Here is a 13,529-nt window from a genome sequence, read left to right as displayed (position 1 = left end):
TCTCGGGAAAATTGGCTGCGCCTGAAATACAATGTTAAATAGGGATATAAAATTCTGAATTTGTTGCAACTAACGCTGGCGCATGTATTCTATTAATAGAACAGTATTTTTACGTTTTGCAAAAAAAATATGCCGGATAACTCCTTTTGATATTATTACTGCTGTTTTAAGTTGATGGATTGTAATGCAACATTTTTACCACAAAAAAAATCAAGACGGCCAGAACTTATTTAAAATTAAGTCCGGGCCGTCTTTTAAATTATTTTTCCTTAAACTAAGAAACCTGTTTGCTTTATTTCTTTCTGAAAAGCGGTAAATTTATATACCTGTTCAGGAGAGCATTTCGACAAATGCTTCAACTCTTGTCTTGAGCTGCTCTATGTCTTCCATGCTGTAGTCGGTCTCTATTGCCAGCATCGGGATGCCGGTTTCTTTCAATTTTTTTTCAACTTTAAAGGCTTCATGAGTGTAAGGCTGGCAGAACATGAGAGAGTAGTGCAGAACTCCGTCAGCTTTTGTTTCTTTGGCCAGACTGGTGATATTTTCAAGTCTTTCGTTATTTGGAGTAAAGCAGGCACAGTCTATCTTCATGTAGCGTTCACAAATGGCATCAAGCATTTCTTCAACTGTTTCGCCAGATTCATCCACAAGGTCACGGGTATTTCTGGTGCCGATGCATGATTCTTCGCCAACAATTACAGCGCCGGAGCTTTCTACAACATAAGGCAGTTTCCAGTTGGGAACAGCCATGGGACATCCTGAAAGCAGGAGTCTGGTTGTTTTTGCGGGAGCTATTCCTTCTTTCTTGGCGATACGTTCTTCGAGCTGGTCGCAAAGTGTGTTTATGCTTGCGGTAAAACGGACAGGATCGTCATAGAAGCTGACCTGATTGATCAGAAGTGAATCCCGGCCTGAAATAGGAGCGGGGTCAGCCGCACGGAGTTTATCAAGTCTTTGCAGAGCCCGGCGTTTATCATTTGCTATCTTAATGCCTTTTTTCAGATTTTCAGCGGTGATTGATTTTCCGGTAAGTTTTTCAAGCTCGCTTTTAAACCTTAAAAGTTCAGCTTTAAAGAGAGCGTAATCGCTTTTTTCTTTGCGCTGAGGAATCTCCATAACATAAACCGGAGCCATTTCTGAAAAAGCCTCATAAGCTTTTTTCTTGCCGTCACATGTTGTTTCTCCGACAATCATGTCGCAGGCTTCAGTAAACGGACAGATGTGGGCCATTTTGAAACCGAGGAAGGATTTGATCAGGGCGCAGGTGTTTCTTGGAACAACCTTTTCTGCAAGCTCGGTACCAGCATCAGCTCCTGAACACAGACCGACCTGTACGGCATCAAGGGCAAGTGAAAGCTCTTCAGGAACGAATACACAGAATGTTCCTATGATCTTCCGTCCTTCGGCCTTGGCATCCATAAGTTCTTTAATCCGAAGTCCATGCACCTCTGAAAGTACAAAGTCGAGGTATTCCATCCCCTTGAGCCTGCCTTCCTGGCTCATGTAAATATCTCCATAAAATTTGCCGAGGACCTCAAGCAGCCCCTCATGGGCTTCAATATCAAGGTTCAGATTTTCCCACATTTCTCTGTAAGACGCTTCGGACATTCTTTTTCTCCTTGAAAAAATTTGGTTCCGCCATTGGAGGCTGGCGTATCTTAAGTGACATAATTTTATGTCACAAATAGCTAAAAACTATTGTTAAGAGTAATTTGTATAGACAAAAATAATAGCTGCTGCCCTTGTTGTGGCTTCCGGATGACGAATGATGTACTCCCTCTGTCATAACGAAATCGGAGGATATTTTGTCGGAAAATCAGGCTTTGAATTATGCTCTGGCCCTTGAGGACGCATCAAGGGAATTCAGCGCGGCATATATGGATTTACGAAATCTCAGAGGACTTATTGATAAGGACCCCGATCAGGGTGACATGCGGATTGCTGATGCCGTAGCCGCAATTGTCAGGGAGCAGCGCTACAGCAGTCAGAGAATGTCGAGACTGCTTTACAGGGAATGTTCAAAAAGTTTGTCAGCCATCGGTTTTGGTTGTTCAGACCATGAAATTTCGCGCCATTCGGTAAAATTGCTCATCGAGGCCGCTTCATCATGTAAAGGACCTGCTTCCATAGAAGCTTCCGGCGGTCTGGGAGTCATGCCTTTTGATACCCATCAATACGTCCTTCCTTCCAGTCTGGGAGAAGAGATTCCGAATATAGATTTTACGGAGTTGCTGAAGCAGTCCGGGGCAGTGGATTTTATTGAATTTTCAGGGCGCAGTGCAATTTTTTCAAAGCGTGAAGAAGATAATATTTTTGTTATTAAATTTGCCAGAAAAGGCGAAAAAAAAGAGTCACTGCATCTTGAAGGTAAATGGATGGAATTTGCTGCTGACTTCCCAATCCGTCCGGGAGTGCGTTTTGATTGTCCGCGCCCGTTTAAATCCGGATCAGCAGTTCTCTTCAGAATCACCGGGATTGATATGACAAAGTTAAGCGCAATACCCGGTAATCTGGACCCGGAGCATTACGCCATGGCTTATTCAGTCCATAAAGATTACTTCCGCTATCCTAATGACAGCCGTAAAGGAGAGCTGCTTTCGTTTGATTCTTTTTTGGAAGTTATGTGCCGTAACAGCTTTCTGCTGGGCTGCATGTCCGGCGAAGGTATAGTTCACGAAGCACCCATACCGTTGTTTCATAACAGGGTGCAGGCTATGCGGCGCACTGATGCCGGTGTTTATCAATGGCATCTTTTCGGGCGTCTTGATCGCTGGCTCGATTCCTGTGAATTCCCCAATTTTGGAGTTTCCGGGCTGCGTGATTTTGAGCACCTGAGATTTATTAAACCCGGACGTGACTCTTTTCATCGTGGCGTGGGAGCACATTTTCTAAGTATTCTGCTGGTTATCGGAAGCTGGTTCAGAGCCGCAAACCCGAAAATGAGAGGACTTGATAAAGACGGTTTGGCGGTGGATGCACGAGCCCTTTTTGACAGGGATGAATTTTGTGTAGCTGTCGAGCGATGTTTTAAAAGTTACTATGAAGGTTTCTGCGGACGCTCTTTTGATTATGAAATAGATTTGAATATTGGCAGACTGGTCGACAGAATGATTGATGAAATGGGTGTTGACCGCCACATGTACGAGTTCATGCGAGTTGCCGATCAGGATATGCTTGATGAGCGTGAATTTAAAAAATATCTCATCTCCTGTGGTATGGATGAGCTTGAAGCAGATGATATCAAAAAAGGTGAGCAGGATATCCGTCTGGTAACTGGACCGCATCTCGGGGATTTTAACCGGGCCATCTCGCTGCCTGAGATTGTCGAGTGGTCAGCCATGGCCGCCGGATGCTGTATTGCTGCAAAATCACTCGGAGATCGCTGGGGAACTCTTGTTGCATATAAAAATTAAAATGTGGTATTAAATAACAAAAACAATTGGAGTAACCACATGTGCGGAAGGTTTGCCAGACCTATGCCACGGGCCGTGCTTGAAGAGCACTTCGGAGTTGCTTTTCCAGAAAATGTTGAACCAGACTGGAATATCGCTCCCGGACTTCCTGTTCCGGTAGTCTACGGGGCAAAAAAGCGTAGTGTTGTGTCACCGGTATGGGGATTTGTGCCTTCATGGGCGGATCAGAATAAGGCAAAGCCGGTAATAAATGCCCGCAGTGAGACATTGTGGGAAAAACCGTCATTTAAAAACGCGGCAATAAAAGGGCGGTGTCTTTTTCCCGCCGGAGCATATTATGAATGGAAGAGGGGGTTCAGCGGAGAGAAAACTCCATTTGCAGTCAGAATGAAGAATAGTGAAGTTTTCGCACTGGCAGGAATTATGGAGGAAGGCTGTCATCCTTCTTTTGTCTGCCGCAGACCGACCTCAGCGGTGATAACCTGTGAACCCAACAGCCTTATCCGTTCAGTTCATAACCGCATGCCGGTTATTATCACCCCTGAAAATTATGATGTCTGGCTTGATCCTTCAACTCCAGCAGATAAAATAGATCTGCTTATGCAAGCTTTGCCTTCAACTCTTTTTGAAACATTTCAGGTTTGCTGCAAGGTTAATTCAAACCGTAACAACGGCCCTGAATTGCTTATGAAGGCTGTTATCCGTCCGTCTCTGCTGGATTAATCAGCGCCATGGCCTTTGACGGTGAAATAGACTGAATCTGTACGTCCTAATGAATCGCTGACAGCAAGCCTGTGTTTGCCAGCTTCAATTATGGTAAATATTTTTTTATCGTAACGGCTTTTTGCAACCAGTTTACCGTCAAGGTACCAGTACAATTCGCCACTATCGGCTCCGGCATCTGCTTCCAGTGATATTTTCTGATATTCAATGGGAGTGTCATCTCTTAATATATACGGCGTCCCGGATGACGGCGAGACGATTTTCGGAGCTGTACCGGAAGGTATGCTTTCGCAATCCGGTGCCGTCGGTGGAAATGATTCTACTTCAAGACCGTGTTCCGATCTCCACCGGGCCAGATCCGGAGGCAGAGTTCTTATTGTTTTTTTGATAAGATGCTTATTTTTAAGGCAGTTGCCTGTCACCATGTATCCGCTTTTGCTGTCCACCAGAATCTGCCTGCAAAGTGCGCACGGTTTCATTTTGGTTTTACCCGGAATTATATTCATTTCGGTCGTTTCCTGACAAAACGGTCCGGGTAGTTCATGGCTGTGGGCGCAGACTTTGATGCTGACTATTTTTGATCCCTGAGGTTTTTCAGGGAGCCGTCCTCCCGGTACGCAGATGCGCAGCAGCCTGAAGAGCAGAGGACCTGCATCTCTGGCCCCGGAAATACCTTTTCTTGGTCTGCCGTCAGGATTACCTACCCATACTCCTATGGCGTAGTCTCCTGAGACTCCGACAGCCCATGCATCCCGATGGCCGAAAGATGTTCCTGTTTTCCACGCTGCGGCGGGCATATCCCGTGTCAGTTCCCAGGTATCGTTCATTTCCGGGCGGGTAACCGAAGTCAGCATTTTAAGCACCATCCACGCAGATTCAGGACTGAATATACTTATTTTTCTGGTTTCATGATCATGCCTTGCAAAATAGTTTACCGGACAAAATCTGCCCTGATCGGCAAGACTTGCATAAAGGTTTACAAGCTCAATAAGTTTGACTCCGCATCCGCCGAGAGCAAGCGGAAGGCCATATTGCGCCGCTGTTTTATTAAGAGTGGTCATCCCGCCGTCACGCAGTTTTTCCAGAAAGTTTTCCACTCCGGTTTCGGCGAGCAGACGTACTGCCGGGACATTTAAAGATTTTGCCAGTGCGACTCTTGCTTCAACCCTGCCATGATAAATGCGGTCGTAGTTTTCAGGGACGTATCCTGAATAATCTACCGGGATGTCATCAATAAATGTTCTGGGTGCTATAATTCCCCTGTCTATAGCCAGTGCATAGAGGAAAGGTTTAAGTGTTGATCCGGGTGAGCGGATTATATCAGAGAGGTTGATAGCTCCGCCGAAGCCTTGTTCAAAGTAATCGGCAGAACCGACCATGACTCTGATTTCCCGGGTAGGAATATGTATTATTACACATGCCGCGTTATCCAGTCCTTCCGAACGTTTGCTGAGTACATGCATTTTAAGGGCTGAGGCCGCTTCCCTTTGCAGGGACCTGTCCAGACAGGTTTTGATTATAGGCTGCTGCCCGAAAATATTGTGTACCATCTCGGCATAATGCGGGGCAGCTATGGGAAAAGTTATTAACTTATGCGGGATAGGTTCATGTTTATTTCTTTTTACCTGTTGCAGGGTAAAAGTTTTCCTTTCACCCAGCTGATCCATAACATGGTTGCGGCCTTCAATGGATTGCTGCGGATGTTTCAGCGGGTCATAAAAAGCCGGCCCCCTCGGAATGGTCGTCAGCAGGGCCGCTTCTGCCAGTGATAAATTTTTGCAGCTGTGACCAAAGTAAAAGCGCGATGCTGATTCCACCCCAACAATGTTACCTCCGTATGGAAGCAGATTAAGGTATGCTTCCAGCAGCTCATCCGTGGTGAAATGGAGTCTGAGCTGCAACGCCCTGAATGCTTCAATCAATTTTGATTTTAAAGTTCTCGGACGCGGTTCACACAGCCGCACAATCTGCATGGGAATAGTTGAAGCTCCTGAAACAACTTCGCCTGCTGAAATATTGGAAATTGCAGCCCGGATAATTGCCACGGGATTTATTCCGGGATGATAGCGAAACCAGCGGTCTTCAGACGAGATAAGAGTTTTAACAAGTATCGGCGAAACCTGATCCAGTTTGACGGGAATTCTTCGGCTGCCGTCCGGGGCCAGAAAAAAACGCAGAACTTTACCCTGACTGTCCAGCACCATTGTTCCCGGAGCGGGACTGAGCTTTCCGGCAGGAAAAGGATACAGAGCATCCATAGCGATAAAGGCCGCGATGAGAATCACCGCGGCCGTTAGAGCAATTGCTGTTTTTTTATATTTTCTGATCTGCGAGGGAAGCTGCATCCCTTAAAACCTATCTTACTATTGTAATTGTGCCGGGATCAGTTCCGGCATTTTTTCTGGAATCATACATTGATTCAGCCTGAACTGGGGGAATGACAAATTTACCAGCGGTAACAGCTCTTAACAGCACCACCTGTGTATCGGTCTTTCCCTTTGGAAGGCTGGTAAAAACAAGAACCCGGTCATCGCGCAGGTCAACATAATCTGCTTTGACTTTGGAATTCTCTACCCATTTAAGGTCTTCCCGGCTGGCCAGTTTTGAATTTTCAACTTCCAGACCTGTGGGGAGAAGGCTTTGAACAACTACGTTTTTAATAGTGTTAGCTGTTGTTTTAACTTCGGTACGCATGGCAATAAGTTGTCCCTGCCTGACTTCTGAAAGTTCAAGAGGTTCGCCATCACGGGTCAGGAATTCACGCTTTATGGAAATTCCATTTGAGAAACTTTTCCATGCCGAGCTTAAGGGAACAGCTTCACGATAGATTGACCAGACCACCTTGCCATTCTCAGGTGTTGAATCCAGAATGACTTTTATCTGGCCTGTACCGGTGACGGATACCGCTGCTGTTGAATTACTGCTGAAAACAGCTTTTTGGACTCCGTCCACAGTTACAATTCCGCTTATTTCACGGTCATTTTTTAGTTGTGCATAGTATGAACCCAGAGCCATGAACCCGAATGCATTGTCCTGAGTGGAGCAGGGGCCGTCAGCCATCATGTTACCGAGATTCTGTGCCATCTGCGGGATAGCCTGATTTTCATGGTCTGCTCTCAGGTAGATGCCCAGACGGATTGCGAGGTTGCGTATTTCCGATCCGAATTCAGACTCGGCCTCTTTATCTTTTACACCTTTATGAGAACTAAGTTCTCGGAATGTATTCATATCTCCGGTTGCGGCAAAAGCTCCTCCAAGCAGCGCCAGCGAAAGGTCATCAAGATAACCTATCCTCTGTTCACGCAGAAAATTCATGGAGCCTCTATCGGGATTGCCTGCGAGTGACAGGACATAGAGAGCGTAACATGGCAGCCGTAAATCAGAGCTTTTTTTGGTGTCCACGTTTTTAGCTATTCCTGAGAGGTAACCCATAGCCCTGTTTAAAAGCAGACTGTCGACCTGAAAACCGGCCTGCCCGGCTTCATAAAGGAAATGAGCCGCATATACGGAGACCCATTTGTCCGGGGAGCGTCCACCGGGCCACATGGAGAATCCTCCCTGTGGTGACTGCATCATTGAAAGTCTGGTGAGTGCCTGCTGGACCATATATTCCGGGCTGCTGTCCTTGAACCTGCCGGGAGCAAGCTCCCTTGCCAGATCAGAAAATCTGAGCAGTGGAAAAGCTCTGGAAACTGTCTGTTCCGCACATCCGTATGGATATGCCAGCAGACTTTCCAGACGCCCGCTCAAGCGGGTCATAGGTCTGGTCCCTATTGTAATAGTCCTTTTCAGGGTTGAAGGAATAATATCCTTGCTGTCCGCCGGAAAAACTGATTCTTTTTTATCTATAAATCCGGATGAAATTGTGCGTTTAACTGGAAATGCCGGTCTTGAATTGACCTCGACATCTTCAGAAACGGTTTCATTATTGCCGGAAGCCTGCACCGTGAATTTTGCATTTCCGGGTTTATCCAGAGTTTCCGCATCCAGAAAAACAGTCTTTTGTCTGGATTTTGGAATGTCCATTTCAATAGTGGCATTGGCTACTTTGAGAGGACCAGCTGTGTTTATTTCCAGTTTGAATGTACCATTTTGCGGGGTATCATTTCTAAGGCTTACCGGAATACTGAATTTTTCAGCTGTTGCTAAAAAGCGCGGCAAGGTTGGTGTCAGCACAAGCGGTGAGCTGACAGTCATAAGTCTGGACCCGCTGCCGAATTTTTTCCCGTCAGCCGCAACTGCCATAATTCTTAAGGCACCGTTGAAACGGGGCAGCTTAACTTTGTATTCAACTTTACCATTACTGTCGGCGGTTAAAATGCCTGACCAGAAGGTCACAGGTTTGACCCTGCGGATGGAAGTTGTTCCGGCAAATTTAGCCATAGCCGCAAGCCTTGCTCCACCTCCGGTTTCAGCCGCATCTACCGGACCGGCATCGGGCATAAGCAGGGTAAAAGTGTCAAACCATTTAACCCCGAGAGCCCGTCTGGCATAAAAATATCCGAAAGGATCAGCGGTTTTTTCATTTGTCAGACGCAGAATCCCTTCGTCAACAGCCGCAATGGTAAGTCTGGCTCCGGGAGCTGTCCGGGCTTTTATCGTAAGCACCTTTTCCGGTCTGTAATGATCAGGGGCATCTAAACTTATATTGAGCCTGTTGGATTCCCTTTTGACAAAAAGCGGAGCCGCGCCCACCGCCCGTGCCGAGGACCCGGTTTTGAGGCTTGAAGCTTTGCGTATGACTGTTGCTGTGACATATACATTGGGGCTGTAATCATTTTTTACAGGAACTTTTACAGTCGCGGTATTACCTTTGAGATCGTAGGTGCGGCTCCAGTTTATGTAACGACCTTCGACTGTGACCAGCATTTTCCCCGGAAATGGAGAACGTATCTGGAAGGTTGCGCTTTTTCCCGGAGTGTAATCGCCTTTTTTCTCCGGGATGATTTCCAACCGTGACGGATTCTTAAGAGCCCATGGTGAGTAACCCCATCCGCCGCAGAAAAAATCTCCCTGAGCACTGAGACCTGATCTGCTGTCAGTCAGGATTACCCGGTAACTTCCATATTCTCTGGGAGTTACAGTAAATGATCCGGTTGCAGATGAAGGAGTCAGTTTTCTTGTTTCAATAAGTTCAGGGTCACGTCTGGTTTCATAGCGGTAGGAACCTGATGGAGTGCTGCGGACAACAGTCTGCCAGCGATCTCTGTAAAGTTTCAGCACGAGTTCACCGGCTTTTTCTTTCCGTGAGTCTGAATTAAGCGTGATATATTCTATCTGAATCTGTGAACCCGGCTGGTAGCCCTGCCTCTGCTGTTTTTTTATTCCGGGATGATAGCCGGGTACTTTTACAGGAATATTTTTAACCGCGGTAACTCCTCGGCCTCCGGTTTCACTGACTCGCGCACTCAGACTGGCTTCAAGAGTTGAGGTCGTTTTAATTTTGTCAGGAAGAGTGAACGTAAAAGATTTTTTACCGGAATCATTGAGGTCTTCTGCTGCAACAAAAATTTCCTGAGTTTTAAAATTGTCAGCGTCAGTATCAAAACGGTAATCGCTGAAGCCTTCCGGGGCATATTTTACAGCTCTCAGGGTTGCTCTGACCTTTACCGGAAGCCCTGAAGCCGCCGGACCGAAAAGGTATTTACCTTCAACTTCAAAATTAAGATTTTCACCTGATTTTATACTCTCAGGAGTAAGCAGTTCTGCTGAAATACGGTCGGGTACAAATTCTTCCACACGGTAATCATACCGTCCGATGGTTTCTCCTCCGGCAAGTATCCTGACAGCGTATGATCCTGTCGGGGCATAATCAGGTATTTTTCTGGAAAATCCGACCATTCCCTGCTTGTCGGTACGGATGGTCTGCCTGTTCAATTCAAGTCCCTGCGGACCATTAAAAACAAGAACCAGCGGCATAGGCTTCGGAGCCGTCAATTGGTCCGAACGAATAATTATTGCCCCGCTTAGAGTTTCTCCCGGGCGGTAGATATTGCGCTCTCCATAAGCAAAAGCCGTGTATCCTCTGGATGACAGCCTCTTGCCGGAGATATCCAGCCCGGCCATGTCTGTGCTGAATTTATCAAAGAGCAGGAAAGTCATATCTTTTTTGCCGGTGGCTACAGCCATAAATGGTTTTCCAAGCTCATTTTTAAGGGCTGATTTTTTTATTACAAGCATGCCCCGGCTGTCGGTTTTACCTGTGCCGAGCACCTGATTCTGATTGCTGATAATTTTTACCTGAATATTTTTCCGGGGTGTGAGTTTTGAAAGCGAGGAAATCCAGAATAAAAATTCATCATTGCTTTCTTTGCCCACAATTCCGAGGTCTGTCAGCATTACCCAGCGCTGAACCCCTCCGTATTGTCCGGGGATGGTAGCACTGACTCGGTAAAGGCCGTTCCCGCCTCTGCTGATGAAATCCTGCATGGAAAGCGGTGTTGTTACTTCCGTATTAGGCTTTCCGGATATTTTAAGCTGACCGTTGTAGATGCTGCTTCCCAGTGCTCTGGAAATACCGGAACCGTAATTTTCATTGTTGAATGCCAGATAACCGTAATGGGTGAAGAGGGTGAAAAGGTTATTCGGGAAAACACGGTCCACAGAGAGGTTTATCTTTGATGTGTTTACTGTTTTCAAACCCAGAGTTTTATATCCTGAATTGGATAAAAACATCCCTTTTGCGGTAAAATCAGCCTCAGGCTGAATGTTGGGCATAGTCAGTTTCAGAATTTTGCTTTCCGGGAGGGCTGCACCATCCTGAGCCATCAGCCCCTTTGCAAGAGTAATGGTGTATTTTTTGCCAGGCAGGAATTTTCCATTTAAAACCAGTTGGTTTCCTTTATTGTATGTGGAGAAGTCTGTTTCGGGAGAGACTGATACGGACCTGAGTCCTTCCAGAGCAGAAACCTGACTTGAAAAGCTGAGAGAGATATTACTTTCTCCTACTTTGCTTTCCAGTTTACTGCCGGAATATTTAAGGATGGGATCAAAGAAAATATCAATGGAGTCGGTATATTTTTTACCGAGTGAAATTGTTTTTTTGCCATTTTGCATTTCCGGGGAAACGCTTAAAGTATATATGGTGTGCTTTTCGGTTTTTTCCACAGGAGAGCTGGAAAATTCCTGATATGAATCCTTATATGAAGTTGTAATCGAGATGGGAACTGAGGCCCCGTCCGGCGCTGTTATGCTGATATTTTTAAGAGTTTCTTCCGGCGAAACATAATTACTGAATTTTATGTATCCGGTAATGCGGACTTTTTTAGCTGATCCGGGGACAGGTTCGGTCCTGAGCTCTGATTTTAATATGGAAAAATGGCCTGTTCTGATTTTAAAAGATTTTTTACCGCCAAGTCGCTGTTCTTTACCCAGAAAAGTTTCGGGCTTCATAGTTATTTCAAACTGGGTATCGGGAGGAAAGGACGGCTCTGCGGTAAATTTCAGGCCATAAGGATTTATCCATATCCATTGTCCTTTTATATCCGGTGAAATTGTTGCCGGAACCGAAACAGGAGTTATCAGCGAACCCGGTCCTACTGGTTTATCAAAGGCTATCAGCAGATGGTTGTATCCTTGTGAATCAAGACTGACTTCCGTTACATTTATGGTTGCATTTGCTCCGCCGAGAGCAGTGGAACGCTCATATTTGTTTTTCATGAGAGCTGCGGCCTGAATAATACAAAGCATAAGCAGCAGGGCTATAATGATATTTTTTTTGTCTTTAAGAGGCGTGGGAGTCTGATTCATCTATGATGTTTCCTTTCAGAAAATATGGGGAAGTAATAATTGTTGTGCCATGTGATTATTTTTATCAGGATTCATTTCCGACAGTTGAAACCTGCGGGGCACAAGCAGTACAGGTATACGCTTTTTTGAGAAAAAATAAAATATCTCCTGCAGGCTGTTTTTATATACCATCCTTGAAATAAGGGCTGATCTGGAATAGGTAGTTGTACAGGAATATTCTTTTCAGTCATCATGTTGAATCAGTAAGTCTACAGCTAAAGGAAGGAAGCAATGTCCATAGATACTCATAATGTTGCCATTGTCGGTCTTGGAAGGGTCGGCTCCATATTTCTGCAAAAAATTTCTGATGATTCTGACGCTTGTCTGCGAATAAAGTGTGTTGTTGAAATTGGTGATACTCCGGGTAAAAAATTAGCCCTCGAAAAAGGTATACCGGTTGTTTCACTGGATGGTGTTGTGGAGATGGGAACAGATGTGGATGTTATATTCAATTTCACCGGTGATCCCAATGTAACTAAATCGCTGAACCAGAAACTGGAAGAGTCGTGTAATCGTCACACAAAAGTTTCTCAGGACAGGGTTGCAAGGCTGATATGGTCTCTTATTGAACCTGAAGACAGTCTTCCTGAGGTTAATGCTACGAAATATCAGGCTTATGCCGATATGGTGCTGGAAAGACAAAAGAAGGGAAAATAGTATTGATTAGAGTGAAATAAGTGAATTATGCCGTATTTTTTTAAATGAATAATTGTATTTACGTTAAAAAAACTTGGCTAAGCTGTCTTATCGCTGTAAATAAAACAGGATGGAATCGGTTGCCGAAAAAGTTTATAGCTTACGAAAGATAAAAAGAATTAAAGCGGTACGGGATGTCCTGCTCTATCTGATCATATTATCCCTTTTTGTCTGGGCTGTTTTGTACGGCTCTGAAAGTATGGGATATGACTGGCAGTGGAACAGGGTTGCCCGGTATATTTATTCAATTGATGACGGGTTCAGATTCGGACCCATTCTTAACGGGCTTGTCGTAACAATTCAGATAACAGCGGTTTCCATGCTGCTTTCACTTGTTCTTGGTATGACGGCAATGCTGTTTGGCCGATCCCGTTCTGTTGTTGCGCGTTTTCTTGCCGGACTTTATATACAGACTATCCGCAATACCCCTCTGCTCATTCAACTGTACATGGTTTATTTTGTCATCGCTCCTGTGCTTGGGATAGGAGCTTTTGTATCTGCTGTAATCGCTCTCAGTCTTTTTGAGGGCGCTTATATGTCTGAAATTTTCAGAGCCGGGATTTCTGCGGTTCCCGAAGGGCAGTGGGAAGCGGCCTACAGTCTGGGACTCAATAATTATCTTACCTACCGCTATGTCATTCTTCCTCAGGCTGTACGCAATGTTCTTCCACCGCTGACAAGCCAGATGATTTCATTGATTAAAGATTCTGCGCTGGTGGCCACAATTTCTGTTTTTGAAATGACCATGGAGGGGCAGACAATTATTGCCGAAACCTTCATGGTTTTCGAAATATGGTTTACGGTTTCCGCAATATACCTTGTCGTAAATTTCAGTCTTTCCATAGCCGTGCGGATGATGGAAAGAAGGCTTAAGGCTACGGCAGGTCCGTATTAAACCGCTTAAGATTA

Annotated in this window: 7 protein-coding genes; 4 read left to right on the top strand and 3 right to left on the bottom strand. The window is 45.4% G+C overall.

Translation table 11 applies throughout. The features are described from left to right. Positions 1-330: 330 nt before the first annotated feature. Positions 331-1,608 carry a double-cubane-cluster-containing anaerobic reductase gene (locus G496_RS0116935; protein ID WP_027180312.1) on the bottom strand — a complete coding sequence of 426 codons (1,278 nt, stop codon included), beginning with the start codon at positions 1,606-1,608 and terminating at the stop codon, positions 331-333. Positions 1,609-1,805: 197 nt separating this feature from the next. Here G496_RS0116935 and G496_RS0116930 point away from each other — a divergent pair, with 197 nt between their 5' ends. Then, on the top strand, positions 1,806-3,413 hold the full coding sequence (locus G496_RS0116930) for a SidJ-related pseudokinase (RefSeq protein ID WP_027180311.1): 1,608 nt from the start codon (positions 1,806-1,808) through the stop codon (positions 3,411-3,413). Positions 3,414-3,452: 39 nt separating this feature from the next. Beyond that, complete coding sequence (locus tag G496_RS0116925) at positions 3,453-4,136, top strand: SOS response-associated peptidase (protein ID WP_027180310.1); 684 nt, start codon at positions 3,453-3,455, stop codon at positions 4,134-4,136. On the opposite strand, the gene pbpC is transcribed toward G496_RS0116925, so the two are convergent. After that, positions 4,133-6,481 carry a penicillin-binding protein 1C gene (pbpC, locus tag G496_RS0116920; protein WP_027180309.1) on the bottom strand — a complete coding sequence of 783 codons (2,349 nt, stop codon included), beginning with the start codon at positions 6,479-6,481 and terminating at the stop codon, positions 4,133-4,135. The genes G496_RS0116925 and pbpC overlap by 4 nt on opposite strands. A gap of 10 nt (positions 6,482-6,491) precedes the next feature. Further along, on the bottom strand, positions 6,492-11,885 hold the full coding sequence (locus G496_RS0116915; protein ID WP_027180308.1) for an alpha-2-macroglobulin family protein: 5,394 nt from the start codon (positions 11,883-11,885) through the stop codon (positions 6,492-6,494). 270 nt (positions 11,886-12,155) lie between these two features. On the opposite strand from G496_RS0116915, the gene G496_RS20205 reads away from it, so the two are divergent. Beyond that, the gene (locus G496_RS20205; RefSeq protein WP_034633720.1) at positions 12,156-12,581 is read left to right on the top strand and encodes a Gfo/Idh/MocA family oxidoreductase; all 426 of its coding nucleotides are present in this window, start codon (positions 12,156-12,158) and stop codon (positions 12,579-12,581) included. 109 nt (positions 12,582-12,690) lie between these two features. After that, the gene (locus G496_RS0116900; RefSeq protein ID WP_034633718.1) at positions 12,691-13,515 is read left to right on the top strand and encodes an amino acid ABC transporter permease; all 825 of its coding nucleotides are present in this window, start codon (positions 12,691-12,693) and stop codon (positions 13,513-13,515) included. Positions 13,516-13,529 lie beyond the last annotated feature (14 nt).

Source organism: Maridesulfovibrio bastinii DSM 16055 (assembly GCF_000429985.1).
Classification (GTDB): Bacteria; Desulfobacterota; Desulfovibrionia; order Desulfovibrionales; family Desulfovibrionaceae; genus Maridesulfovibrio; species Maridesulfovibrio bastinii.
The sequence above is the reverse complement of the archived record's forward strand: the minus strand, read 5'-3'. Positions and strand labels throughout refer to the sequence as shown.